Raw genomic sequence first — 24,896 nt, forward strand, 5'->3', positions numbered from 1 at the left:
CCCGATCCGGAGCCGAGAAGGGACATCATCGTGAGGTCCAACAACATTCACGCAGTCGACAGCGGCGGGGGCCCAGACGTCAGGGACTACAGCCGGGTCGACGCTCTCGTCGCCAAGCAGGAAATCTACGAGGTTCTGGCTCGTTTCCTCCGAGCCGCCGATCGCGGCGACGTCGAGGACGCCAGGCGGTGTTATCTACCCGGCGCAACCGAAGACCACGGGGGTGTCTTCACCGGCACCGCCGACGACTACATCGACCACATCGCCGGGGCCATCACCCACCCACGGTCACTGACCACCCACGCAATGACCAACGTCTTGGTCGAACTCGACGGGGACACAGCACACGTCGAGTCCTACGTGCTTGCCTTCGCGCGAATCAAGCACTCGGACGGCATAGCCGACACACTCACCTCGGCGCGCCTGATCGACCGCTTCGGCTACGAGGACGGCAGGTGGGGAATCCGCCACCGCGCCCTGCGGTGGGACTGGAACCACGACATGGCCACAGCCGAAGGCTGGATCTTCGGGATGCTCGCGCCTGAAACGTCTTTGAAGAAGAGCAAGAAATTTCCCGACGACCTCATCTACACCCGGCAGACACAGGAGCACTCATGACAAGGTTTCGCGGAACGCCGATAGAGGGCGCGACTGTCCTCGTCACCGGCGCCAATCGAGGGCTCGGCTTGGCCTTCGTCCAACAGGCGAAGTCGATGGGTGCCGCCAAAATTTATGCAGGGGTGAGAAATCCCGACGAGGCGCCCGCCGAGCTGCGATCCACCGGAGCACACATCGTCGAACTCGACGTGACCGATCCAGGACTCGTCGATGCAGCGGCCAGGGAGTGCGGTGACACCACAGTGGTCGTCAACAATGCCGGACTGTTCACCGGGAATCGGTTGATCGAGGCCTACGACCAAGCGGCTGCGCGAGCCGAGATGGAGGTCAACTACTTCGGGCCTCTGACGATGATCCGCGCCTTCGCGCCGGTACTCGCCGCCCGCGGCGGAGGATCGATAGTCAACGTCCTGTCGGTGGCCGCAATCGCTCCGACCGCCTTCATGGGTGGCTATTCACCGGCCAAGGCGGCTGCTCTGTCGCTCGGCGGCATCGCTCGCGCCGAACTCGAACCGCACGGCATCACCGTCACGTCGTTGATCGTCGGCAGCGTCGACACCCGCATGGCGTCACATGTGCAGGGCCACAAGGAAAACCCTCTCGACATCGCGGCAACCGGACTCGCCGCCATGCAACGCGGCGAGTGGACGTGCGACACCGATTTCATGGCAATCGACGCGCGTGCGCGCCTGGCCCGCGACCCGATTCGGTACGAACGCGGACTGGGCAAGCTCCTCTTCGCCGGCGAACTGACCACCCGATCATGAGCGATCCGATTCGTGTTGCCCAGTGGGCGACCGGTGCCATCGGCAAGACAGCGCTACGCGGAATCATCGATCGTCCCGACCTCGAGTTGGTCGGCCTCTACGTGTACAGCGACGCCAAGGCGGGTCGAGACGCCGGTGACATCGCCAGACGAGCACCGACGGGGGTGATCGCTACACGCGACGTGGACGAGATCATCCGCTCGCGCCCACAGGTTCTCATCCACAGTCCGCGGTTGCAGATTCCGTACGAACGCCACGACGACGATCTGTGCCGTCTGCTTCGCGCCGGGATCAACGTGATCACGACGGCCGGGCAGCACTTCCCCCGCGCACACGGCACCGAACGCGAGCACATGTTCGCCCAAGCATGCAAGGAAGGCGATTCGACGCTCTACGGGGTCGGCGTGAGCCCAGGTGTCATCGGCGAGCGATTGGCGTTGGCGCTGACGGGAACATCGATCGAACTCGACCGAATTACGATCGACGAGGTGCTCGACGCTCGCGGCATGCCTGACCCCGACTTCGCGTTCACCGTGATGGGAATGGGTTCGCCCCCGAAGGACCTGGACGGCACCGGGCCGTTGCCCTCGCTGTACGCGTCGCTGTACCTCGAGACCATCGCGTTCATGTGCGAGCGCCTGGGCGTCACCTACGACGAGGTCGTGTCCGATCACAGGGTCGTTCCGGCACGTACGGATCTCGACGTCGCCGCCGGACGCATCGCCGCGGGAACCGTCGGAACCACCGAATGGCGCTGGCACGCAATGGTCGACGGAAAGCAGTTCCTCACCCTCGCCATCATCTGGACCATGGAACCTGATCGCGACGAATACGCGGGACGGGACCAATGGGAAGTCCACCTCTTCGGCAAACCCGAGATCGTGATGACCGTCAACCTGGTCGAACCACAAGATCCGAACAGTCGCACGACAGCCGGTCAGTTCATCACTGCAGGCCCGGCACTACGCGCCGTCGAGCATGTACTCGCTGCTCCCGCCGGCATTTTCGAACCCCCTGTCTTTGCCCCCTTCAGATTGGAGCATTCAGCATGACAACTCAGCCGACGGACGTAGGTTCGACTGCCACCCGTGAACCTGCCACCCGTGAACCTGCCGTCCGTGAACCTTCCGTGAACGCGCTCCTGCCCGACGGTCGCCCCGTGCGGAATCTGGAAGACTTGCTACGCAGCCGGGCGATTGCCAGTCCGGAGAGCACCGCCGTCATCTCCGATGACGGGCGTACCAGTTTCCGCGAACTCGACATCGAAACAAATCGTGTCGCGAATGCACTTCTGCGCGATGGTGTTCGACCCGGCGACCGGGTGGCGTACATCGGGGCCAATGCACCGTCTTTCCTCTCCGTCCTGTACGGATCTTCGAAGATGGGCTCGATCCTGACGGCCGTCAACAATCGGCTGGCACCGGGCGAGGTCGACTACATCCTGAGCAACAGCGAGCCGACCGTCGTCGTACTCGGAGCAGGCGATGAGGGCCTCTCCGACGTCGCCGCGGCGGTCGGTAGCGTCCGGACCGTCGTCACGGTGGACGGTTCCGGAAACTCGATCTCGTGGAACGACTGGCTTTCCGGTGTCGGCGACGACGATCCGGGGTCGTCGCGCCGCCCCGACGACACAGCGCTGATCTTCTACTCGTCGGGAACCACCGGTCACCCCAAGGGAATCGAACTCACCGGCGCCAACCTCGGCCGTGCCCTCGCCACCATGTATCACCTGCTCGATCTCGACACCGACTCCGTGGCTATGTGCCCGGTTCCGTTCTTCCATGTGGCCGGACTGGGTCTCGCCCTGGTCACGACGCTCGGCGGTGGCGCTCTACTGCTCGAGACCATCGCCGGACCTCTCGAACTCGTCGCGCTGATGCAGGAGTACAAAGTCACGCATGCGGTCGCCGTTCCCGCGGTGATCAGCGTCCTGACCTCCCTTCCGGCTGTGCGCGAGGCAGATTGGAGTGCCCTGCAGTTCCTGGTCTACGGAGCCGCGCCGATGCCACTGCCCCTGTTGCAAGACGCGACCGAGGTCTTCGGGTGTAGTTTCCTGCAGGCATACGGACTCACCGAGTCGACCGGCGGCGTCACCATGCTGACCCCGGAAGATCATCGGGCGACCGACGAGTCGACCGCGCATCGGTTGAAGTCCGTCGGGCAGCCGATGTTCGGAGTGCCCATCCGCATCGTCGATCCCGTGACGCTCGAAGACGTCCCGGTCGGTACCCGCGGCGAGGTCGTCATCGGCGGCGCTCACGTCATGAAGCGTTACTGGCGTAATGAGGCAGCCACTGCGGCCACCATGTTGGACGGTGACTGGCTTCGCACCGGAGACGGCGGATCGTTCGACGAGGACGGCTATCTCTACCTCCACGACCGCCTCAAGGACATGATCGTCTCCGGCGGTGAGAACGTCTATCCGGCCGAGGTGGAGAGTGTTCTCTCCGGGCACCCCGGCATCCGCGAGGTCGCGGTAGTCGGCGTTCACTCCGATCGGTGGGGTGAGACTCCCCTTGCCGTGGTCGTTCGAGCTGCTGATTCGGATGCAACCGAAGCGGAGATCATCGAGTGGTCACGCGAGCGACTGGCTCACTTCAAGTGCCCCAGTGCAGTTCGGTTCATCGAGGAGCTGCCACGCAACGCTAGCGGGAAGCTGCTCAAGACTCGTTTGCGACAGGACTTCGCTTGAGTCCATGACACGAATTCGGGGCCGGTCGCTTCGAGCGATCGGCCCCGAATTCTGTCGTTCGATGTGAAGCACGCTCAGCGTGGGTGAATCCGGAACTCCACGCCGCCGACACTCAGCCCGGGCTCGACGGCAGACGCGCCGCTCGACGCCGCCAGATCGATTGCAGTGAGCATCGACCGCTCCCCCGGAACGAACGACACGACGCGTGATCCCAGCCTGATCGAGAGTGGTTGCGCCGAGACCGGTTTCTTTCCGAACACTTCGGCCCACAGCGTCGCCGTCCTGGCCGGATCGGGCGAGGACACGTCGACGCCGAGGATGTCGTCGACCCAGGGATCGAGGGAAACCTCCTTCTCCGTCTCATCCCAGAACCACTCGTCGGCGTCGGGAATCTCGTCGAGTTCTACGAGCAGTCCGAGATCACCGGGATGAAGTTGGACGATCCGGTGACCGTAGGCCTCGAGATCTGCCACCGTCCGAACATCCGCCGCAGCTGCACGTTCCAGATAGGGCTCGATGTTCGAAACCTGGATCGAGAGTGCATAGCCGCCCTCCCCTCCGCCCTTGCGGATCCATCTCGCCAGCGAGACCTTCTCGTCGAGCGGCGCGACGATCTCGAGAAATGCCTGCGGCCCGACGGCCAAGGTCTCGTCGGCCAAACCGATGTCTTCGAGCAGTGGATCCGCGAATCCTGGTGCCAGATTCAATGCTTCGCGCAATTGGTGACCGGTCTTGTCCACGTCTCGTGCACCGATCACCACCTGTCGCAGGATCTCCCACGTGCCCGCGTCGTGCGTGCCCGTCACAGTCCGACCGCTTCGGCGGCGGTGTCGGCACTCTGCCAGCGTCGGAGCTCGGCGCCCGGAGCCCACGTCGAGTGCGTACCACTCGAAATTCGTTCGGGAAGGCGAAGTTTACACAACGGTCCGTCTCCGACGCGGGCAGCGTCGAAGATCAAGCAGAAGGACGCATCCTCGTTCATGTCAGTGGTCAACGTGATGAGATAGCCGTCGTCTTCGGCGGTACCACCCACGCGCGGCGCCATCGAAGTCTCGCTGCCGTACACACCGTCACCGAAGGAGAATCGTTCCTCGTTGCCCGTCAGCAGGTCGTGTTTGACCAAGCCGTCGAACAGGAACCACGACGGTTTACCCGAAGCCGCATAGGCGTATCGGTACTTCTCGCTCGCGAAATTCCCGTTCATCATGCCGAATTCGGTGATCGAGTCACTGAGTTGCTCCTCACGCGTGGCTCCGGTGACCAGGTTCAAACGCCAGCGGTGAAGCCGGGTCTGCATACGATCGAGAGCGAGGAAACGGAAGGCGCGCTCCCACTGATTGCCCATACCGTTGTCCGACGGTTCCGGGTCGCCCTGGTAGAAACCGTCCAGAACAATCTCGTCGCCCTCTTCGTAGGCGTTCACGAAGTGCAGGACATAGGTCGGATCGGCTTCGAACCACTTGATGTCAGCGGTGTTTCCGCGGCGTGGGATGACTCCGAGACGGAGCGGGATATCGGGATGGAAATTCGCGACGTGCGCGCCCTTCTCCAGCAGAACCGGATCCCAGAACAAGGGGCAGTCGTTGAGGATCGCGTAGTTCTCCGTGAAGGCCATGTCGTGCGGCAAGCGTGGACCTGGAAGCGGGACGTCGACGTAGTGGACCAACTCGTTGGCCGAGTCCACGACGCCGTAGTGCATGTACGGCGCTTCCTTGCTGTAGTTGAAGAACAGCATTTCTCCGGTCTTGTCGTCCACCTTCGGATGCGCGGACACACCCCATTCGAAGGGGAACTTGCCGTTCCAGCTTTCCTTGCCGAGTGTCTCCGCCGACATCGGATCGAGACGATACAGATCTCCGCACTGGTAGAAGCTGGTGAGAGCAGTCCCCCTGTGAACGACGACGTCGGTGCTGGACGCGTCCTTCATCCGGGTGCGCGCACCCTTGCCGCCCTCGGGGCGACTGAGTTTGGGAGACTCGGCAAGCCCGGCCCACAACGCAGCGCCGGCGTCCTGCTCGGCCGCCAAGCCGTCGGTACGTACGAATCGGTTGCGGTAGAACGACTCTCCGTCGCGAAAGCCCACGATGTGAATCATGCCGTCACCGTCGAAGGGGTGATACGCCTTCATCGAGGGATGGAGCGGATTCTCGGTGTTACGCAGGTAGACACCGTCGAGGTCTTTCGGAACCTCACCGAATACGACTTCGAGGTTGTCCGCTTTGAACTCGGTGGTCTGGGGTTGCCACGGGCCGGTGCGATACGGGTGATCGTCATCGGCGGGAAGGGTGGACAACAACTTGCCTACGATTTCGACGTCCATGGAATTCTCTTTTCGACTGATGGGGAAAGGCTGGACTGCACTTTCAGGAAACTGCGTCGACGACAAAACTGACGGTGGTGGCCGTACTTCCACCGAAGTTGAGCGTCGCAAAGCGGCTCGCACCCTCGACTTGGAAACCGCCGGCCGTTCCCGTCACCTGATGGGCCGCGTCGAGAAGCATTCGGACACCACTGGCACCCACCGGATGACCACCGCCGATCAGACCGCCGCTGGGGTTGATCGGTAGCTTGCCGCCCATGGCGATGTCACCACTCTCGATGGCTTTCCACGACTCGCCGGGTGCGGTCAGACCGATGTGGTCGATCGCGAGATACTCACTCGCCGTGAAACAATCATGTGTTTCGATCCCGTCTATCCCGGCCAGGTCGACTCCGGCCCGGGAGAAGGCACCCATCACCGCATCCCGAACGTGTGGCATCACGTAGGGATTATCGGCGTCGCGGGCCAGCTTCTGCTCGAGACCTAAACCAACAGTCCGATGACCCCAGCCCGCGATGTGGGCCAGCGGAGTCGCCGCGGCACCAGGGTGTTCACGCAGGTACTTGTCCGTCACCAGCACCACCCCGGCGCCACCGTCGGTCACCTGGCTGCAATCGAATCGTCGAACACCGCCTTCCACAACAGGATTGGTGGCGTCGTCGCCGCCTGCATTCCCGAGCAGATCGGGTACCGCCCAACCGCGTGTCTGCGCGTTGGGGTTGTTCTTCGCGTTTGCGAAGTTGATCTGCGAGATCGTGCGAAGGTGAGATTCGTCGATCCCGTAACGCCGCCCGTACTCCTTCGACACACGGTCGAACATGTACGGCCACATGAATTTTGCTTCCTGACCTTCGTGTCCGACCCAGGCTGCAGCGCCCAGATGGCCGGCCGCGTCATCACCCGGAACCGTCTTCTCCAGTTCGATACCCATCACCAGAGCCGCGTCGTAGTTGCCGGCGCGCAGGTCTGCCATCGCTGCAAGTACAGCGATACTGCCCGATGCGCACGCCGCCTCGTGCCGAGACGAGGGCACACCCCACAGGTCTGGATGCACGGTGGCGGGCATCGCGCCCAGCTGACCTTGGCCGGCAAACAATTGCCCGAAGGCATTACCGACGTGGATCACCTCTATGTCGGTGGCAGGAACCTTCGCCGCGTCCAGGGTGTGGTTCACCACCTCTTCGGCAAGGTTCGCGAAATCGAGTTCCTCACGGGTGAAGTTCCGTGCGAAGTCGGATTGGTACCCGCCGAGAATCCAAATGTTCGAAACAGTCATGACCTCTCCCCTTGCCGATCCGGCCTCGGTGACGTCACCGAGATACCCGCGCAACGGCGGTTGTAATTTCACCGCAACCGTACTACAACTAGCAGAGTAACTCTACTAATTGAAGGGTTGAAAATGACTGATGCTTTTGTCCTCGACTACGTGCGCACGCCGCGCGGTCGAGCATCGGCGCGAGGCGCCCTCCACGAACACAGCCCCGTGGACCTTGTCGTCCATCTGGCCAAGGCTCTGCAGGGTAGAACGAACCTCGCCGCAGAACAGATCGACGACGTCGTTCTCGGTTGCGCATCGCAGGTGGACGAGCAGGGCGCGAACATCGCGAGAACTGCCGCACTCCTTGCCGGTTGGGGCGACTCCGTCCCCGGCGCAACCCTCAATCGATTCTGCGCATCCGGCGTCGACGCAGTCGGCCAGAGCGCGGCCCGCATTCGCGGCGACGACGTGTCCCTCGTCGTGGCCGGTGGCGTCGAAAGCGTCTCCCGGACTCCGATGTTCAGTGATCGCGGACCGCTGTGGACCGATCCGGCAACTATCGCGCAGATCGGTTCCATCCATATGGGTATTGCCGCCGACTTGAATGCCACGATCGAGGGGTACTCCCGCGACGAGTTGGATGCGTACGGCGTCGAAACCCAACACAAGGCTGCCGAGGCCTGGCGCAACGGCGCATTCGAGCGGTCCGTTGTGCCTGTCCCCGGCAGAAACGGAGAAGCGGGAACAGCCCACGACGAACTGGTCAGGGCAGAGACGACGGCAGAGGGACTCGCAGCGCTGCCTGCCGCCTTCGAAGGGCTCGGCGCCGCCGGTCAGGATGCACTCGCGCTCGCCGCCTACCCTGAGGTCGGCAAGATCGAACACCTGCACACCGTCGGATCCTCTCCCGCCATGGCCGACGGCGCAGCGCTCCTACTCCTCGGATCCGAGAAAGCCGCGGCGAGAGCCGGCTTGACCCCTCGCGCACGGATCATCGGATCCGCCTCGACTTCGGTGAATCCGGTCCTCATGCTCACTGCGGGCCAGAGCGCCGTGGAGGCAGTCATCGCGCGAGCCGGGCTTCGTCCACAGGACATCGACGTGTTCGAGTTCGCAGAGGCGTTCTCCGCACTCTGCCTACGGTTCCGCCGCGATCTTGACGCCGGGCCGGACCGCATGAACCCCAACGGAGGCACGATGGCGATGGGCCATGCATTCGGCGCCACCGGAGCAATTCTCGTCGGCGCATGTGTCGACGAACTGGTACGGAGCGACGGACGCTACGGTGTGGCCGCGGTCAGCGGCGCCGCCGGTGTCGGAGTCGCGGTGCTCGTCGAACGGATCGCCTCATGACCGTCAGTTCACTCTCCGGCCGCGTTGCCGTCGTCACGGGAGGGGGTAAGGGCCTCGGCCGTGCCGTCGCACTGCATCTCGCGAGCCGAGGGGTCACGGTGATCGTCAACAATCGAAATCGCACACTCGATTCGAGCGGCCGAGGCCCTGCAGATCAGGTTGTCGACGAAATCCTCGAAGCCGGTGGACAGGCCGTCGCCAACCACGACGACGTCACCGACCCCGAGGTCGGCCGAAAGTTGGTGGACGACGCTCTCACTCGGTTCGGACGACTCGACTTCTGCATCACCAGCGCCGCGGTCAGCGGTCCACAGATGCTTCATCGCACCACCGCCGAGAACCTCAGCACCGTCATCACGACAAACGTCGTCGGAACCGCACTGGTCGCCGCCGAAGCCTCCCGAGTGATGCGCGAAGCCGGATTCGGGCGCATCGTGATGATTGCCTCGACCGCAGGACTGCACGGAGAACCCACCGTGTCCGCCTACGCCGCCAGCAAGGGTGCCGTCATCGCATTGGGACGCACCGCAGCCGGCGAAGGAGCGAGTCGCAATGTGTTCACCAATGTCGTACTGCCCTATGCCACTACGCAGATGACCGAATCCGGAATGGATCCACGATTCATCGACATCATGGGTGCCGACCTGGTAGCCCCGGTGGTCACCGCCCTCGTCGATCCCGAGTCCACGACCAACGGGCAGGTGATCGTCACCGCAGGTAACGGAGTGCGTTCGGCCGACGCCGTCGAGGGCTCGACCGAATTCTTACCCACCACCACAGAACTCGATGCCAAAGCGCTCGACGCACTGCTCGTGACCAGCCGGCTCGGCACTCCTCACACCTATCCGAGCGCACAGGAAGCCTTCGCGGACTTCGCTTCCGAACTGCTCGACCACCACAATCAGAAAGCGCGCGCATGACCGACATCCCACTGGGCGACCTTGCACTGAACTTCGGTGTGAGCGCACTCGCCGTGCTCGTCTTCATCGCAGTCGTGATGGCCGTAGCCATCCGCATGAACAATCACTCGATCATCGACATCTGTTGGGGGCCTGGCTTTGCCGTCGTCGCCGCCGTCTCGTACCTGACGTCCATCGGATCGGACGGCAACGATCTGCGTCGCCTCGTCGTGCTGGCACTGACCGTGGTGTGGGGAATGCGACTCGGCCTCTACATCGGCTTCCGAAACCGTGGGCACGGGCAGGACAAGCGCTATACTGCCCTGCTCAAACATCAACAGGGACCGCTGGTTCCGTTCCTGATTCGCAAAATTTACGGCCTCCAGGGCGTCCTCATTCTCGTGGTGTCGCTGCCCGTCCAGTTCGCGATGTACGAGTTTCGCGCCCTCGGAGTCCTCGGCGCGATCGGCATCGCGGTCTGGACCGTCGGCTTCGTCTTCGAATCGGTTGGAGACTACCAACTTTCCCGCTTCAAAGCTGATCCGGCCAATGCCGGGAAGGTGATGGACCGTGGGCTCTGGGCCTGGACCCGCCATCCCAACTACTTCGGTGATGCATGCGTCTGGGTCGGACTGTTCATCCTCGCGCTTGGTGATCCATTGGCGCTGATCACGATCGCCTCTCCGATCGTCATGATCAAACTGCTGGTGAGCTACAGCGGTAAGGCCCTTCTCGAACGCGGCATGCGCAAGAGCAAGGGGCAGGCCTACGACGACTACGTCGCCCGGACCAGCGGATTCTTACCTCGTCCACCCCGCCCGGCACGAAACCACGCGTCGTGAGCGCCCCCACGAGTGGTCTCGCCGACGTCTTCGATCTGGAATCGACCGGCCCGGACCGGTGGCAGGGGTCGAACGACGGCGTTCGTCTACCTCAATTGTTCGGCGGCCAACTGGTAGCCCAGTCGATTCTCGCAGCCGGGCACACGGTTACCGACGGCAAAGCGATCAGTTCCGTCCACACCCACTTCCTTCGCCCGGGATCGACGGAGCATGCAACCGAGTTCTCGGTAGATCGACTTCGGGATGGAAAACGCCTGTCCACCAGAGGCGTCGACGTCCACCAGGACGGACGACTCGTCTGCCGTTCCACGGTCTCTGCCTCCTCGATCGACGAGGGCATCACTCACAGTCGCGCAGTACCTACCGCACTCCCGCCCACTGAGTGCGTGACGTTGCAAGAGTTGGCCGAGGCAGACGGTGGGTTGGGTGAGGTGTGGGAGGAGTTCTCCGCCATCGAGATTCGTGTGTCCCCCATCGATTCGCAGTCCCCCACGACGCATTCGGCGGCGCCTCCGCGCAACATCTGGATGCGTTCGGCTCAGCGGCTGAGCGACGATCCGCTGATTCACGTGGCTGCTCTCGCTTATGCCAGTGATCTGATGCTGATGGCAACCGCGCTGACTCCGCACGGCTACGACATCGGGCAGGAGCACTCGCTCGACACGGACTGGACTGGTGTGTCCCTCGATCACACGATGTGGTTTCAACGCCCTGTGCGGGCGGACGAGTGGCTACTCTTCGAGCACTCGACCCCCACAGCTCACACCGGCAGAGCAGTAGTGAATGCGGCGGTCTTCGATCGATCCGGACTCCAGATCTGCCAGATCACTCAGGAAGCGTTACTCATTGCCCGCACCGAGTGATTCCCGACTCTTTCTGCAGACCATTCGGTACGGTCTCGCGGTGCCGCAGGGTGCGCGGCCTATGATTTCGGGGTGGTACGAGTGAATGCAGCCGGATCTTCGACACCCACCGCGTCGGCGGGCGTCACCGAGTTGCCTGCCGGCGGTCCGAACGCACTGGCCGTCACGCTCGGGTTGTTGGGGGACGAGTGGAACCTCTGGATTCTGCGATTCGCCCTGTTGGGGTCGCGGCGATACAACGACTGGCTCGCCCTCGGGGAATCTCCAACTCCGTATTGTCCTCACGGTTGGCGGTCCTGACGGCCGGCGGAATGCTCGAGCGTCGTGAGTATCAGCAGAACCCGCCCAGGCACGAATACTCGGTCACCCGCAAAGGGCAGTCGATCTGGCCCGTCCTCATCACCATGTGGTCGTGGGAGAAGCAGTGGGCGCCCAATGAAACCCAGCCGCTTCCACCACTGCGGCACAGCACCTGCGGAAACGACTTCACCCCGATCCTGCGCTGCAAGGAGTGCGGCGAGGACGTGGACGTACGATCCCTGGACTCCCAAATGGGTCCGAGTGGGGACTTCTCACGCAGTGTCCCGGAAGCAACATCGCGGCGACGCTCCACCAAGTCCGAACGCCGTCCGGAGATTCTGGCTCACACGATGGAACTTGTCGGCAATCGCTGGTCAGCGGCGATCATCGGTGCAGCTTTCCGAGGCGCTCGCCGTTACGGAGAGTTCGCCGAGATCACCGGTGCACCACCGGCGATAGTCGCGGATCGCTTGAAGCACCTCACCGAGATCGGTGTGATGGAAACGCGTCCGCTTCCGGATCGCCCACAGTGGTCGGAGTATCGACTCACCGCCAAGGGCACGGCGTATTTCCCCGTGGTGATGTGCATGATCTCCTGGGGTCAGCGTTGGTTCAGATCCGCGGACGGCCCGGACATCGTTCTCCATCACAAGGCCTGCGGTAAACGGTTCGAAGCACGCTTGGGTTGCAGTGTGTGCGGTGAAGAGTTGAGGTCTTCGGACATCGAGGCCGTCGACCTCACCACCTCGGTTCACGTACCCGGGTCCGGTTGGTCCTGAGGTCCGCTCAGCCGGCAGTGCGGATCCGGCCGAAACTCCGGCCTCGGTGTTCGAGCGGCAGCCTGTCCCCTCGCCCGAACAGTTTGTTGCGCAGCGTTCCCTCGTCGTAGTCGCTCTGGTAGGCACCTCGTTTGGTCAGCTCCGGAATCACATGCTCCACAATGTCTTCGAAGGTTCCAGGAGTCACCGCGTACGCGAGATTGAAACCGTCGACGTCGGTCTCGGACACCCACTCCTGCAACTCGTCCGCGACTTCCGCACCGGAACCGACAACGATCGGGCCGAGCCCGCCGATGCCCGCCCACTCCGCGATGTCCCCCACCGTCCATTCGCCGCCTTTCTCGTCGGCCTGACGAAACGATGCGACCGCGGATTGAATGGCATTGCTCTCGACGTTCCCGATCGGCTCGTCCGCTCGGTATCCGGAGAGGTCGATTCCCATCCACCCCGAGGTGAAAACGAGCGCGCCTTCACTACTCGCGTAGCTGCGGTAGTCCTCGAGCTTCGCCTGGGCCAACTCAGGGGTTCGGTCGGTGATGATCGTCAACAGTGTGTAGATGCGGGCCGAGAACGGATCTCGCCCGACCTTCGTCAGTTCGTTTCGGATTCGAGCAACGGTGTCTTTGAGAATCGCCTTTGTCGGTGCACCCACAAGGATCGCCTCGGCATTCTCGGCGGCGAACCGCACCCCACGAGGCGACGCGCCGGCCTGGAAGATGACCGGCGTCCGCTGCGGAGAAGGTTCGGAGATGTGGATGCCCGGAACCGTGAAGTGCTTGCCTTCGTGCTCGATCGGATGAACCTTGGCGGGGTCCGTGTAGACCCCGGTGGTTCTGTCACGCACCACCGCGTCGTCTTCCCACGACGTTTCCCACAACTTGTAGAGAACTTCGAGGTACTCGTCCGCGTGGTCGTAGCGATCGTCGTGCTGGAGTTGGTCGTCCTCGCCCATGTTCCGTGCGGCCGAGGGGAGGTATCCGGTGACCACGTTCCACCCGATTCGCCCGTTCGTCAGGTGGTCGAGGGTGCTCAAGCGCCGAGCGAACGGGTAGGGATGCTCGAAAGCTGTACCTGCGGTGATCCCGAAGCCCAAGTGCTCGGTCACGGCAGCCATCGCCGACGCCAGCAGTAGCGGGTCCGAGACCGGTACCTGCGCGCCCTGCCGCAGCGCTGCGTCGTGATTGCCGCCGTACACGTCGTACGTTCCCAACACGTCGGCCAGGAACAGCCCGTCGAATCGTCCACGCTCGAGGAGCTTCGCCAATTCCGTCCAGTACCTCAGATCCGTGTACCTGGACGACTGGTCCTCCGGGTGGCGCCACAGACCTGGCGATTGGTGGGCGACGCAGTTCATGGCAAAGGCGTTGAATCGGATTCTGCGGGTCATTCCCGCACGATGCCGTGCCTGCTCCGCGGTGAACACCATTGCGATCAGTGCGATCGGTTCGGCTCCTGCTTGCACCCGGCGATACCGTCGACTTCGCGACCTCGTCGGCGGGCCGCTACACTGACTAGCGCAGCTGTGACGCCCGAGGCTTCGTGCCGACAGGTCGAGCGGATGCAACAGCAGTATCGGGAAGCGAAAACCCCGGCAGCACAGGGTTTTCAGTGCTTGTCGGTACGCTCCCCGCCCTCGTAGCTCAGGGGATAGAGCATTCCTCTCCTAAAGGAAGGGTCGCAGGTTCGAATCCTGCCGAGGGCACCAGGTGGGACTCTCCCCACATCGGCGTGACCAACGTGCCATTCTTGAATTCATGACGACGCCTCACTCCACGGCTACTCCCCCGAAGAACATGTCTTTGATCCCGGGTGGGACGTACTGGATGGGCTCCGAAGATTTCTATCCGGAAGAACGCCCAGTTCACCAGGTCACAGTCGACGGATTCTGGATGGACACGACGGCGGTGACGGTCGCCGAGTTCCGACGCTTCGTGAAGGCAACCGGCCACGTCACCACTGCTGAAATCGCCCCGGACGCCGCCGACTATCCCGACGCCGATCCAGCCCTCCTCGTCCCGGGATCGTTGGTCTTCACTTCGCCACCCGGCCCGGTTTCACTTGACGACTACACCCAGTGGTGGTCGTTCACTCCCGGCGCCGATTGGCGCCATCCCGAGGGCGCCGACAGCAACATCGGGGGACGTGAACGGCACCCCGTCACCCACGTGTCGTACTTCGACGCCCAGGTCTACGCCGCGTGGGCCGGCAAGGAACTCCCGACCGAGGCCGAGTGGGAGTTTGCCGCCCGCGGTGGACTCGATCGCCAGGCGTACGTGTGGGGCGATCACGACTCTCCGGGCGGGCGGCCCGGTGGCAACGTGTGGCAGGGCCAGTTCCCCTGGGAGAATCTGCTCGAGGACGGTTACGAGCGCACCGCTCCGGTCGGAAAGTTCCGGCCCAACGGCTACGGACTGTTCGACATGGCCGGGAACGTGTGGGAATGGACGGCCGATCACTACACATCGGACCACGCCCACAGTTCCAAGAACGTCGCGCCGGCCTCGTCGTGCTGCATTCCTCGTAATCCCCGAGCGGAGTTCGCCACGGAGGCGTTGGTGGGCGAACCCTACGCGCGACGGGTGATCAAGGGCGGCTCACATCTGTGTGCACCGAACTACTGCTTGCGCTACCGCCCCGCCGCGCGGCAGGGCGAATCCGAGGAGTCCTCGACCTGCCACGTCGGCTTCCGGTGCATCATCCGCATTCCGCAGGAGTAGATCAGAAGGGCACGTCCCCCAGGATGGCCACCCGCTCCATGACGCGGCGATGAGGGAAGTAATCACTCGCTGCGTAGTGCTGGGTAGCCCGGTTGTCCCAGAAGGCAATGGAATTCGGCGCCCACTTGAAGCGGCACTGAAAGTCCGGGACCTTGACCTGCGCGAACAGCAAATTGAGCAGATCGTTGCCTTCGACAGAATCCATATCCGGAATGTGGGTGGTGAAAAGGCTGTTGACGAACAGCGTCTTCCGCCCGGTCTCCGGATGCTTACGCACCATCGGGTGCAGAACCGGCGGGTACTGCTCCTTCATCTGTTCCAACTTCTCCGGGCTCATGCCGCGTCCGAAGGACGGCACAAAATCGTGGATGGCGTCCTTGCCGTCGATCAATTCCTTGATCTCGTCGGGGAGGCAGTCGAAGGCGTTACCCATATCGGCCCAGAGCGTGTCACCACCGGCAGGCGGTACGTCGATCGCCCGAAGTACTGAACCGAGCGGCGGCGTCTTCGTCCAGGTGACGTCGACGTGCCAGATGTTCTCCGTTCCTGGACTGTCCTCTCCGCGTTCGAATCTGACGACTGCCGGGACCTCTCCCTGCGGGAGAAGTGGATGAACCTCGAGTTCACCCCAATGGGCCGCGAAGTCACGATGATTCACGCTCGAAATCGGCTGGTCCCGAAAGAACACGACCTTCCATTCGAGGAGGGCCCGGCGCACGTCCTCGATCTGCTCCTCCGACGGATCACGCAAGTCGATATCGCTGATCTCGGCACCGATGAACGGTGTGACGGGTGTCAGAGTGAACCGCTCGTACGGCCTCGATTCAACGCCTTCCGGATTGCGCCTCATTCCGCGTGGTCCGAATTCGATTGTGTGATTGCCGATTTGGACTGTTCGTGATGATGTAAGGGTAGCCATCGAATGACTCCGTCCTGTCGTGTCGTGTCGCGGGGTCACACGTCAATCGACGCGTCCACCCGCTTTGCTCGTGTGCGTTTGTGTGCGCTTTGGGGCGCGGTCAGTGCTCCTACCGCGAGATCGACCAGATGATCCACCGTCGTATCGAAATCTGCCTGCACAACGGGGTTTTCGTCTTCGCGGCGCTGCTCGAAGATGGCCAGAGCAGAGACGCTCATGTTGAACGTCAGATCGATCCGTTCAACCGCGACGCGGCGGGGCAGATGCGGCAACGCCCGCGTCAACCTGACGACAACTTCGTTGATCCCCTCGCTGACCTCGCGGAACTCAGCACTCTGCGTATCCACCGACGGTGAGATTCGGGCAATGAACCTCGCATAGTTGGAACCGTCGACCGTCGCCAGAAAATCTGCCAGCGGGTACAGAAAGGCTTCGACCAAAGCACGGACCAAGTCGGTCCGCCCACTGGCGTCGATGTCGTCGAGATACGTCAGTCGCGCTGCGTTGATCTGATCCATCCGATGCCGGAATACGGCCAGCACCAGACCGTCTCGCCCACCGAAGTGATACTGAACTGCAGAGTTGTTGCGCTGCCCGGCCGCAGTCGCCACGTCCCGCATGGACACTTCGTGAATACCTTGCTCGGCGAACATCCGCTCGGCGACGGCGATCATGGCGTTCTTGGCATCCAACGAGGCGGGCATACACCGACCATATAAGTCACTGTCTTAATTCCGCAAGCCCCATCCCCTGTGCGCGGTTAGGGAGTGCAGGGACTCCTTAACCACTCACGGGGGTAGTTGTCCCAGTCAACGAGACATACGCCGCCAACTGAATTCCGATCGATACGCTCCAGATTAAGACGACTGCTTAATCCGCCCGGTTTTGCACACGCCAAGGAGCCTGCTGGTGAATCGCCATTCCATTCCGATCATTCCCGAGACGCCGAACGTCGCGGCCGCCGTGTACTACCCCGATCAGAATCCCCCGTACACCCGCCCGGAACCGCTTCGCCCGCCGGCCGGGGCCCCGAACGTGCTGCTGATCATGATCGACGACGTCGGATTCGGCGCACCCTCCGCGTTCGGTGGCCCGTGCCGCACCCCCACCGCCGAGCGTTTGGCCGAAACCGGCGTGAAATACAGCCGATTCCACACCACGGCTCTGTGCTCGCCGACGCGTGCCGCCACACTGACCGGGCGCAACCACCACAGTGTCGGTATGGGTGTCATCTCCGAAATGGCCAACGCGGCACCGGGATACAACGGGACCCGCCCCGCCTCTGCCGCCACGGTCGCACGCGTCCTACAGGGAAACGGCTATGCGACAGGTGCTTTCGGCAAGATGCACCAGACCCCGACGTGGGAGACCACCGCTGCCGGGCCGTTCGATCGTTGGCCGGTCCGTGAGGGTTTCGACAAGTTCTACGGTTTCCTCGGTGCCGAGTCCGACCAGTTCACCCCGGTTCTCTACGAGGACTTCACGATGGTCGACTTACCCAAGACACCACAGGAGGGTTACCACCTGTCAGAGGATCTCGTCGACCACGCGATCGAATGGGTCGAGGGCGTCAACACGATGGACCCCGACAAGCCGTGGTTCTGCTACCTCCCCTTCGGCGCGTGCCACGCTCCACTCCAGGTCCCGGACCGCTACCTGGACAAGTACGTCGGCGAATTCGATCACGGGTGGGATCGCCAACGCGAGATCACCCTCCAAAAGCAGAAGGAACTGGGCGTCGTCGCTCCTGACACCGAATTGGCCCCGTGGGCTCCGGGGCTCCCACACTGGGACGAACTCGACGACGACCAGAAGAAGGTCTCGGCCCGTCTGATGGAGTTGTACGCGGCGTTTCTCGAGCACACCGACGACGAGGTAGGCAGGCTCGTCGACCGGTTGCAGGACATGGGTGTACTCGACAACACTCTGGTGCTCTACATGATGGGTGACAACGGCGCTTCCGCGGAAGGCGGAATGGAGGGTTCGTTCAACTACCTCGCCGGCCTCAACGGTTACAAGAGTGCGACATCCGACGTACTGGCGCGCTACGACGAATTGGGGACCGAAACCAGCTACCCGCACTATCCGGCGTCGTGGGCTCTGGCTCTCGACACCCCTTACCAGTGGGCCAAGCAGGTTGCGTCCCACTACGGCGGTACCCGAAACGGTCTGATCGCCCACTGGCCCAAGGGGATCGACAAGCCAGGAATCAGGGAGCAGTGGCATCACTGCGTCGACATCACGCCGACAATCCTGGAAGCTGCCGGCATTCCGGCACCGACCAGCGTCGACGGGGTCACCCAGAAACCGATGGAAGGCGTGGCGATGAACTACACCTTCGCCGAGCCCGACGCCGAAGAGCGCCACACCACACAGTATTTCGAGATCTTCGGCAACCGCGGAATCTACGATCACGGTTGGACCGCAGTCACGGCCCACCGCGCACCCTGGCTGATGGCCACTCACGGCCTCGAGCTCACACCGATGAGCGAGGACCGTTGGGAGCTGTACGACACCTCGGTCGACTGGTCGCAGGCCCGCGATCTCGCGGACGAGCATCCCGAGATCCTCGCCCGGCTCAAGGAAAAGTTCCTCGTCGAGGCGGCCAAATATCAGGTGCTGCCGCTGGACGACAGAACGGTCGGTCGCCACGCCACCGCGGAATCACGACCCCCGCATCCGATGATGGGCCGCAAGACCCTCACGCTGTACCCACACATGAACGGTCTGGTCGAGAAAGCCGCGCCGACGTTCTTCAACCGCTCGTACACGCTGACCGCAAGTCTGGGTAGCGTCGCCGACGGCATGCTGGTCAGCCTCGGTGGCCGGTTCGGCGGATTCGCTTTGTACATACTCGATTCCGTCCCCGTCTACTGCTACAACTTCAGCGGCGGTGGTCGGACCTTCGTGCGTGGGCGCAACCCGCTGGCACCCAATGCACGCGAGGTGTCCGTCCACTTCGAGTACGACGGCGGCGGAATCGGCAAGGGTGGAACCGCAACCCTGAGCGTCGACGACGAGGTGGTCTCCGAAGGCCGGATCGAGAAGACCACTCGGGCGATCTTCAGCATGAACGAACAGCTCGACGTCGGCATCAACCGGGGAAGCCCGGTCGCGGAAGAGTTCGCGGACAAGGGCACGTTCCGCTACGGCGGCAAACTCCACAGCGTGACCGTCGACTTACGATCCACCCGAGATGTGGTGTCCGCAGAGGAACGGGAGAAAATCTCACTCGCCGTGCACTGATCGACCAGGCGACGCTCGCCGATTGTGCAGCCGCGCGCGATATCTGCCGTGCGGCTGCACAATCGCCCTGCGTCTATCCGACCGTGTACATCGGCAGGCACGGCCCCACCGGGCGAGCTTCCAGGATGTCGCGGGCCTTCTCACGCGCTGCGTTGAACTCCCAGGGTGCAGTGGTGCCCGGCACTCCGAATCGATATCTGCTCAAGGCACATGAACGCTGCGGTTCCGGTAGACGATCCAAGGCAGGTACCGCGTCGACGGAGAGCCCGCGTAAGTAGGAAACGTCGATGCTCTTGCCGCCCTCGAACCGTTCCACGTTCTTTTGCGCGATGTACGCGCCGGGGTTGAACACCGCGAAGGCCAGCAGCGCGACGGCCGAAGTGGCGAGAACAGCTGTGGGCAGCCACTTCCCGGACATCCGAATACCTGCGACGAGCAACAACACGAACACGAAGCCAAGAAGCAGCTCTGTCGCGAAGACGCTGACCCGGAGCACCGTGAAACCGTACTGATTCTCGTACAACCACATCCGGTGCACAGCGGACGCCACGATCACCAGGCTGAAAACACACAGGGCACCCAGCAGTCCGCGGGCAAGACGCCTCGATCCAGCGTCGCGGCGGTCGATGTACCGCACTGCGACGGCGATGACGAGCAGCGTCAGCACGGTAACCGCCATGAGCTGCCAGAAACCCTCACGCGCATAGTCCGCATAGGTCAGTCCATCGGTCACCTGTACGTGCTCGTCTCCCCCGAACAGCGTCTTCGTCTGTACTGCAACAAAACCGAGGAACAGCACGTTGAGTACTCCGAGCGGGACCGCCCACTCCCACATCGGCAACGGCGTCGCCTGCGCAGGTGCAAACGCGTCCACCGTCGGCGTTCTGCGGCGCAGATACACCGCAACCAGCGTGCCGAACGCCATCACGACGCCGGCAAAGATCCGTGCTCCCGGGTTCGACACCGAGATGGCAGGAGCGAAGCCGTCGAAGATCTTCGCGAACTCCGGATCCGCACTCACGAACAAAGATCCGAAAATCAGCAGGAGAAGAATCGATACTGCGCTTACGACGACAACTCGCGCCGCCGGCACCCGCGGAGCAGAGCGGGTAGCAAGTTTTCGACGACGAACGAAGTTGACCGTCCGGTGCGGTGCCCGCCAGGGAGCGACCGTTCCCAGAAGTATTCCGGTCCACGTCCGCCCGCCGATCAGAGTCCACGTGAACAGAACCCACGCAGCTACGACGCAGAGGAACACCAACCACTCCGCACCGCGAACGGCGGCAACACCCAGCAGTGCGAGCATCCCGATGGCGGCGACCCACTGCGTCACGGTCATCCGCGGCGGCGTCAGAATCCCGAAGACGATCACCACACCGGCACCCACGATCACGTACGCGATACTCGCGAACCCTGGGTCGAGGATCAGGGCCGCAAGCACCCCTACTGCGGCCGCGCCGAGGAGCATCGAGCGGGTGGCCATCGAAGTGCGATCGGGACGCCAGAACCGGCTGGAACGCTTGGGTTTTACGGCCGACATCGGCGGTTTCGGTGGAATTACTATCGGAGCGCTCATGTGATCTCCTATGTGTCTGGTTCAATTTTTCAGGGTCGGAAGTACAGACGAATGCCGATGAAGACATGCGCCATCGCGAGATCTCTCGATCTCGTCAGGGACTTTGATTCAGTTCTGCGGCAGCACTACTCGAATGCAACAACCCGACGGGGCATCGACGACGGCAATCCTGCCGTCATGTAATTCGACCGCCCACTTCGCGATCGCGAGGCCGAGCCCGGTACCCCCGTCGGTCGAGCCGCCGCGGATGAAGCGGTCGAACACTCGCTCACGGGCCTGTGGTTCGATGCCGGGGCCGTCGTCGTGGACGTCGAGCACCAATTCCCCCGCGCTGCCGGTACGTACTCGGATGACAACTTTGGTGTCGACGTTCCCGTGCTGAACCGCATTGTCCACCAGGTTGGTCACCACCTGGTGGAGGCGATCCGGATCGGCGACCACGGACAATTGTGGAGGCTTGACGTCTATCTCGATGTCGCCCGCACTCACACTCGACAGCTCGCGTAGGAACGGCTCGACCTCGAAACGGCGGCGTTTCAACGGCATTGCGCCACCCTCGAGTTTCGAGAGATCGAGAAGGTCGGCTACCAGCGCGCCCAGTCGTTCCGTTTGCCGCAGCGCCGATTTCATCATCGCCGGATCCGGTTCTTCGACACCGTCGACGACGTTCTCGAGCATGGCTTGCAAAGCGGTGATGGGCGTGCGCAGTTCATGGGAGACGTTGCCGATCAACTCGCGGCGGTACCGGTCGTCGGCCCCGAGGTCCTCGGCCATCCGATTGAACGCATGGGCGAGTTCGCCTACTTCGTCTCTGGAAGTCGCTCGTACTCGCCGCGAATAGTCGCCGCGCGCCATCGCCTTCGCCGCGGCCGTCATCTCGCGAAGCGGTGACGTCATCCCGTGTGCGAGCACCTGCGTAACGCCGAGAGCGACAACCAACGCCGTCAGTAGAGCAAAACGAAACGGTTGTTGCGACGTCAGCCAGAAACCACCCGCGGCGAACACCAGTGCTGCGACAACCAGGAGGCCGACCTTCACCTTGAAGGACCGCATCGGGTCCAGCGGCCGCGGCCACCGTGCAAAAAGACGGTCGACGACGCTCATCGCGGCACGTCCCAGGCGTACCCGACCCCGTGAACGGTCCGGATCACGGAAGGTCCGAGCTTGCGTCGCAGTGCCTTGACGTGGCTGTCGACGGTCCGACTGCCCGCTCCCTCACCCCAGCCCCAGATCTCCTCGAGCAGCGACTCCCGCGGGATCGCGGCTCGCGGCCGCTCCGCCAGATAGGCGATGAGATCGAATTCGGTGCGAGTCAGGTGAACTTCTTGCGCATCACGGCGCACTCGACGTTCGGTCAGGTCGATCACGACGTCACCGAACTCGAGGAGGTCGGCCACCGGGCGAGCAGCGTGCTCCGCGCGATCCGCACGCCGAAGCAGAGCCTGCACCCGGGCGACGAGCACACGCATGCTGAACGGCTTGCTCAGATAGTCGTCGGCCCCGACGCCGAGACCGATCAGCATGTCCGTTTCATCGGCGCGAGCGGTCAGCATCAGCACAGGCACCGGGCGCACGGCCTGGATGCGGCGGCAGACTTCGAGTCCGTCGAATCCCGGCATCATCACGTCGAGTACCACCAGGTCTGCGTCCATCTGCTCGCAGCGGGCCACCGCGCTGGGACCGTCGAACGCCAGCTCGACGTCGTAGCCCTCGGCACGCAGCCTCGCCGCGATGGACTCGCAGATGCTGACCTCGTCGTCGACCACGAGCACTCTTCGCTGACTCATGGAACTGACTGTATTCGGCCCTCGTGGATGAACCTGGGAGGACTTGTGAAGGTTCTGTGCAGGTTCTAGAACCTGCGGATGTTGTTGATCGGCAGATCCGCCAGGGGCGTCAGTCCGGTCGGAACACCAACTCCGTAGGCGTTGAACACCATTCCGAACCCAGCGTAGATGCCGACGTGCGTCGCACCGGGGTAGAAGGTGATGACGTCGCCGGGGGCGAGGGCCCACCGGGGAACCGGCTGTCCGACGTTGGCCTGCTGTTGGCTGGTCCGTGGCAGATTCACGCCGGCCTGCCGAAACGCCCATTGCACCAGCCCGGAGCAGTCCCACGAGTTCGGCCCGACGCCGCCCCACTGGTAGGGCTTTCCGGTCTGAGTGCTCGCCGCTGCCAGCGCGATCAGCCCTGCCGGACTCGGAATCGGAAGGGCGGCTGATCCGCTGCTGATGCTGCCCGTGCTTCCCACGCTTCCGGAACTCCCGCTACTGCCACCGCTACCGAGGCTTCCCGGGTCGGCTGAGGCAGGGGCAGCGGAAAGCAACAGGGCACTTCCGGTCAGCAAAGCCGCGACCGTTCCCGTGCGGAGTGTCGACTTCTTCATGCATCCGTCCTTCGTGGGAGTCGTTTCGGCGCGCGGCAGCGCACCTCGATAGCCGTGAACTGGTAAGACACGTGAAAACAAACACTTCGTTCGGATGTTAACTGCGTGGACGTGGTGTTCGGACAGGAATGATTGATCCGATTTGTCGGTTTTGAACAAACGGGCCTTACGTCCCGGGCTGGCAGAAGATCAGGGAATGATGGGGGATTTCCTGGATCCCGCGGCACGACAAGGTCCATAGATTCGACTCATGCGCCCATACCTGCTCGTCGCCGCGGTCATCATCGGAGCCACCACGGCACTCGTCGGTTGCTCGACGCTCCAGCGCGCAGTGGAGATTCAATCGGATCTCGACGGACTCACCAGGTCGGGTGTCGTCGGGTCGATCGCAACACTCGACGACGGCACCACGACGGCTGTCATGACCAGCGGCGTGCCCAACCGGACCAACGGCGATTCGATCGGCAAGAATGATCGCGTCCGGATCGGAAGTGTGACAAAGACATTCACAGCTTCACTCGTTCTGCAGTTGGTCGCCGAGGGCAAGGTCGACCTCGACGCACCGATCGAGCGGTATCTCCCGGGCCTACTGCACAGCAGTGACATGGACGGCAGTGGCATCGACGGTAGCGCGATCACCGTGCGGCAACTGCTGCAACATCGCAGCGGCCTTCCCGAGTTCGCCGGAGAACCCGGCGCCGACGAATGGATTGCAGCTAACGAGAACCGAACGCTGACGCCGTCCGCCGCGGTCGCCATCGCCCTCGGCAAACCGGCGCAATTCGTCCCCGGAACGTCGTTCGTCTACACCAACACCAACTACATCGTTCTCGGAATGCTCGTCGAATCCGTGAGCGGCCGCAGCTACGCCGATGAACTCCGGTCTCGGATACTCGATCCGCTGGACTTGGAAGACACGTACCTCCCGCCGGCCGGTGAGCTCGACATCAGGGGCGATCACCTGACGGGCTATCAGGATCTCGACGGTGGCCTGACCGACGTTTCCCGCACGGAACCGTCGATCCCCTGGGCTGCCGGAGCGATGGTCTCGACGGGCACAGACCTGAACACCTTCTGGCGTGCACTACTCGACGGGCGGGTGGTGCCGGCCGAGCAGCTTGCCGAGATGACCACCCCTCAGGTCGCCGCCACCGAAGCCGAGGGACTCGGGTACGGGATGGGCGTCGGCGCCACCGAACTTCCCTGCGGCGTCACCTATACCGGCCACAGTGGTGGGATCTACGGGTACTACACACTGTCCGGTGCGACGCCGGACCGCGCGTTCACTGTGACGCTGACGTCGACGCCGAAGGACCAGCCGGACACCGTCGCGATACTCTCGCACGCACTCTGCCCTTGAC

The 24,896-nt window shown here is 63.1% G+C and carries 23 protein-coding genes and 1 tRNA gene; 14 read left to right on the top strand and 10 right to left on the bottom strand.

Annotation, left to right across the window (positions count from 1 at the left end):
• The first annotated feature begins 30 nt into the window (after positions 1–30).
• From EHW12_RS22300 to EHW12_RS22315, 4 genes are read left to right on the top strand one after another with little or no spacing between them, the layout of a single operon-like run.
• Positions 31–618, top strand: coding sequence for a nuclear transport factor 2 family protein (locus EHW12_RS22300; RefSeq protein ID WP_064111724.1), 588 nt, complete (start codon positions 31–33; stop codon positions 616–618).
• Positions 615–1,385, top strand: coding sequence for an SDR family oxidoreductase (locus tag EHW12_RS22305; protein ID WP_021345218.1), 771 nt, complete (start codon positions 615–617; stop codon positions 1,383–1,385). Before EHW12_RS22300 ends, EHW12_RS22305 begins: the two co-directional genes overlap by 4 nt.
• Positions 1,382–2,437, top strand: coding sequence for a dihydrodipicolinate reductase (locus EHW12_RS22310; RefSeq protein WP_073512710.1), 1,056 nt, complete (start codon positions 1,382–1,384; stop codon positions 2,435–2,437). Before EHW12_RS22305 ends, EHW12_RS22310 begins: the two co-directional genes overlap by 4 nt.
• Entirely contained in the window at positions 2,434–4,077 is a 1,644-nt protein-coding gene (locus tag EHW12_RS22315; protein ID WP_125051772.1) for a long-chain-fatty-acid--CoA ligase, read from the top strand. The genes EHW12_RS22310 and EHW12_RS22315 overlap by 4 nt, the downstream gene beginning before the upstream one ends.
• 74 nt (positions 4,078–4,151) lie before the next feature.
• On the opposite strand, the gene EHW12_RS22320 is transcribed toward EHW12_RS22315, so the two are convergent.
• Genes EHW12_RS22320 through EHW12_RS22330 form a run of 3 tightly spaced genes read right to left on the bottom strand, consistent with a single transcriptional unit; the run spans position 4,152 to position 7,673 of the window.
• Positions 4,152–4,883, bottom strand: a complete 732-nt coding sequence (locus EHW12_RS22320; RefSeq protein WP_021345221.1) for a hypothetical protein — start codon at positions 4,881–4,883, stop codon at positions 4,152–4,154.
• Positions 4,880–6,397: a carotenoid oxygenase family protein gene (locus tag EHW12_RS22325; protein ID WP_073512709.1), complete on the bottom strand. Its 1,518-nt coding sequence runs from the start codon at positions 6,395–6,397 to the stop codon at positions 4,880–4,882. Before EHW12_RS22325 ends, EHW12_RS22320 begins: the two co-directional genes overlap by 4 nt.
• A gap of 43 nt (positions 6,398–6,440) precedes the next feature.
• Positions 6,441–7,673: an acetyl-CoA acetyltransferase gene (locus EHW12_RS22330; RefSeq protein WP_073512708.1), complete on the bottom strand. Its 1,233-nt coding sequence runs from the start codon at positions 7,671–7,673 to the stop codon at positions 6,441–6,443.
• A gap of 123 nt (positions 7,674–7,796) precedes the next feature.
• Between EHW12_RS22330 and EHW12_RS22335 the strand changes: the two genes are divergently transcribed.
• The 6 genes from EHW12_RS22335 (at position 7,797) to EHW12_RS22355 (ending at position 12,691) form a co-directional block, all read left to right on the top strand.
• The gene (locus EHW12_RS22335) at positions 7,797–9,008 is read left to right on the top strand and encodes an acetyl-CoA C-acyltransferase (RefSeq protein WP_054827293.1); all 1,212 of its coding nucleotides are present in this window, start codon (positions 7,797–7,799) and stop codon (positions 9,006–9,008) included.
• A complete protein-coding gene (locus EHW12_RS22340) occupies positions 9,005–9,928 on the top strand; it encodes an SDR family NAD(P)-dependent oxidoreductase (protein WP_064074010.1) in 924 nt (307 codons plus the stop codon). The genes EHW12_RS22335 and EHW12_RS22340 overlap by 4 nt, the downstream gene beginning before the upstream one ends.
• Positions 9,925–10,749 carry a DUF1295 domain-containing protein gene (locus EHW12_RS22345; RefSeq protein ID WP_125051774.1) on the top strand — a complete coding sequence of 275 codons (825 nt, stop codon included), beginning with the start codon at positions 9,925–9,927 and terminating at the stop codon, positions 10,747–10,749. Before EHW12_RS22340 ends, EHW12_RS22345 begins: the two co-directional genes overlap by 4 nt.
• A complete protein-coding gene (locus EHW12_RS22350) occupies positions 10,746–11,612 on the top strand; it encodes an acyl-CoA thioesterase domain-containing protein (protein ID WP_064074008.1) in 867 nt (288 codons plus the stop codon). Before EHW12_RS22345 ends, EHW12_RS22350 begins: the two co-directional genes overlap by 4 nt.
• Positions 11,613–11,693: 81 nt before the next feature.
• Positions 11,694–11,912 (top strand): hypothetical protein, encoded by a 219-nt coding sequence (locus tag EHW12_RS36065; RefSeq protein WP_346774214.1) that lies wholly within the window; start codon positions 11,694–11,696, stop codon positions 11,910–11,912.
• Positions 11,900–12,691, top strand: coding sequence for a winged helix-turn-helix transcriptional regulator (locus EHW12_RS22355; protein WP_346774215.1), 792 nt, complete (start codon positions 11,900–11,902; stop codon positions 12,689–12,691). Before EHW12_RS36065 ends, EHW12_RS22355 begins: the two co-directional genes overlap by 13 nt.
• Before the next feature lie 7 nt (positions 12,692–12,698).
• Here the strand turns inward: EHW12_RS22355 and EHW12_RS22360 are convergent, their stop codons facing one another.
• The gene (locus EHW12_RS22360) at positions 12,699–14,078 is read right to left on the bottom strand and encodes an LLM class flavin-dependent oxidoreductase (RefSeq protein WP_164490596.1); all 1,380 of its coding nucleotides are present in this window, start codon (positions 14,076–14,078) and stop codon (positions 12,699–12,701) included.
• A 242-nt stretch (positions 14,079–14,320) separates the two neighbouring features.
• On the opposite strand from EHW12_RS22360, the gene EHW12_RS22365 reads away from it, so the two are divergent.
• Positions 14,321–14,396, top strand: a tRNA-Arg gene (locus tag EHW12_RS22365).
• 49 nt (positions 14,397–14,445) lie between these two features.
• Positions 14,446–15,408: a formylglycine-generating enzyme family protein gene (locus EHW12_RS22370; RefSeq protein WP_125051778.1), complete on the top strand. Its 963-nt coding sequence runs from the start codon at positions 14,446–14,448 to the stop codon at positions 15,406–15,408.
• A 1-nt stretch (position 15,409) separates the two neighbouring features.
• Here the strand turns inward: EHW12_RS22370 and EHW12_RS22375 are convergent, their stop codons facing one another.
• Together EHW12_RS22375 and EHW12_RS22380 are read right to left on the bottom strand one after the other, a co-directional pair.
• A complete protein-coding gene (locus EHW12_RS22375; protein WP_064444230.1) occupies positions 15,410–16,327 on the bottom strand; it encodes a TauD/TfdA family dioxygenase in 918 nt (305 codons plus the stop codon).
• 35 nt (positions 16,328–16,362) lie between these two features.
• Positions 16,363–17,031, bottom strand: coding sequence for a TetR family transcriptional regulator (locus EHW12_RS22380; protein WP_064443878.1), 669 nt, complete (start codon positions 17,029–17,031; stop codon positions 16,363–16,365).
• Between the two features lie 205 nt (positions 17,032–17,236).
• Here EHW12_RS22380 and EHW12_RS22385 point away from each other — a divergent pair, with 205 nt between their 5' ends.
• The gene (locus EHW12_RS22385; protein WP_064443877.1) at positions 17,237–19,573 is read left to right on the top strand and encodes an arylsulfatase; all 2,337 of its coding nucleotides are present in this window, start codon (positions 17,237–17,239) and stop codon (positions 19,571–19,573) included.
• Between the two features lie 73 nt (positions 19,574–19,646).
• On the opposite strand, the gene EHW12_RS22390 is transcribed toward EHW12_RS22385, so the two are convergent.
• The 4 genes from EHW12_RS22390 to EHW12_RS22405 form a co-directional block, all read right to left on the bottom strand.
• Positions 19,647–21,149, bottom strand: coding sequence for a DUF4173 domain-containing protein (locus EHW12_RS22390; RefSeq protein ID WP_320443256.1), 1,503 nt, complete (start codon positions 21,147–21,149; stop codon positions 19,647–19,649).
• Positions 21,150–21,257: 108 nt separating this feature from the next.
• Positions 21,258–22,253: a HAMP domain-containing sensor histidine kinase gene (locus EHW12_RS22395; RefSeq protein ID WP_007727705.1), complete on the bottom strand. Its 996-nt coding sequence runs from the start codon at positions 22,251–22,253 to the stop codon at positions 21,258–21,260.
• The gene (locus EHW12_RS22400) at positions 22,250–22,936 is read right to left on the bottom strand and encodes a response regulator transcription factor (protein ID WP_003940586.1); all 687 of its coding nucleotides are present in this window, start codon (positions 22,934–22,936) and stop codon (positions 22,250–22,252) included. The genes EHW12_RS22395 and EHW12_RS22400 overlap by 4 nt, the downstream gene beginning before the upstream one ends.
• A 65-nt stretch (positions 22,937–23,001) precedes the next feature.
• The gene (locus EHW12_RS22405; protein WP_007727720.1) at positions 23,002–23,535 is read right to left on the bottom strand and encodes an NlpC/P60 family protein; all 534 of its coding nucleotides are present in this window, start codon (positions 23,533–23,535) and stop codon (positions 23,002–23,004) included.
• Between the two features lie 250 nt (positions 23,536–23,785).
• Here EHW12_RS22405 and EHW12_RS22410 point away from each other — a divergent pair, with 250 nt between their 5' ends.
• Positions 23,786–24,895, top strand: a complete 1,110-nt coding sequence (locus EHW12_RS22410) for a serine hydrolase domain-containing protein (protein WP_007727723.1) — start codon at positions 23,786–23,788, stop codon at positions 24,893–24,895.
• The last annotated feature ends 1 nt before the right edge of the window (position 24,896 follow it).

Source organism: Rhodococcus sp. NJ-530, assembly GCF_003860625.1.
GTDB lineage: Bacteria > Actinomycetota > Actinomycetes > Mycobacteriales > Mycobacteriaceae > Rhodococcus_F > Rhodococcus_F qingshengii.

Excerpts from the sequence above, each read along its gene's own strand:
- EHW12_RS22305 (WP_021345218.1), top strand. The coding sequence starts at position 615 with ATGACAAGGTTTCGCGGAACGCCGATAGAGGGCGCGACTGTCCTCGTC.
- EHW12_RS22310 (WP_073512710.1), top strand. The coding sequence starts at position 1,382 with ATGAGCGATCCGATTCGTGTTGCCCAGTGGGCGACCGGTGCCATCGGC.
- EHW12_RS22315 (WP_125051772.1), top strand. The coding sequence starts at position 2,434 with ATGACAACTCAGCCGACGGACGTAGGTTCGACTGCCACCCGTGAACCT.
- EHW12_RS22325 (WP_073512709.1), bottom strand. The coding sequence starts at position 6,397 with ATGGACGTCGAAATCGTAGGCAAGTTGTTGTCCACCCTTCCCGCCGAT.
- EHW12_RS22330 (WP_073512708.1), bottom strand. The coding sequence starts at position 7,673 with ATGACTGTTTCGAACATTTGGATTCTCGGCGGGTACCAATCCGACTTC.
- EHW12_RS22335 (WP_054827293.1), top strand. The coding sequence starts at position 7,797 with ATGACTGATGCTTTTGTCCTCGACTACGTGCGCACGCCGCGCGGTCGA.
- EHW12_RS22340 (WP_064074010.1), top strand. The coding sequence starts at position 9,005 with ATGACCGTCAGTTCACTCTCCGGCCGCGTTGCCGTCGTCACGGGAGGG.
- EHW12_RS22345 (WP_125051774.1), top strand. The coding sequence starts at position 9,925 with ATGACCGACATCCCACTGGGCGACCTTGCACTGAACTTCGGTGTGAGC.
- EHW12_RS22360 (WP_164490596.1), bottom strand. The coding sequence starts at position 14,078 with ATGACCCGCAGAATCCGATTCAACGCCTTTGCCATGAACTGCGTCGCC.
- EHW12_RS22370 (WP_125051778.1), top strand. The coding sequence starts at position 14,446 with ATGACGACGCCTCACTCCACGGCTACTCCCCCGAAGAACATGTCTTTG.
- EHW12_RS22375 (WP_064444230.1), bottom strand. The coding sequence starts at position 16,327 with ATGGCTACCCTTACATCATCACGAACAGTCCAAATCGGCAATCACACA.
- EHW12_RS22380 (WP_064443878.1), bottom strand. The coding sequence starts at position 17,031 with ATGCCCGCCTCGTTGGATGCCAAGAACGCCATGATCGCCGTCGCCGAG.
- EHW12_RS22390 (WP_320443256.1), bottom strand. The coding sequence starts at position 21,149 with ATGAGCGCTCCGATAGTAATTCCACCGAAACCGCCGATGTCGGCCGTA.
- EHW12_RS22395 (WP_007727705.1), bottom strand. The coding sequence starts at position 22,253 with ATGAGCGTCGTCGACCGTCTTTTTGCACGGTGGCCGCGGCCGCTGGAC.
- EHW12_RS22400 (WP_003940586.1), bottom strand. The coding sequence starts at position 22,936 with ATGAGTCAGCGAAGAGTGCTCGTGGTCGACGACGAGGTCAGCATCTGC.
- EHW12_RS22405 (WP_007727720.1), bottom strand. The coding sequence starts at position 23,535 with ATGAAGAAGTCGACACTCCGCACGGGAACGGTCGCGGCTTTGCTGACC.
- EHW12_RS22410 (WP_007727723.1), top strand. The coding sequence starts at position 23,786 with ATGCGCCCATACCTGCTCGTCGCCGCGGTCATCATCGGAGCCACCACG.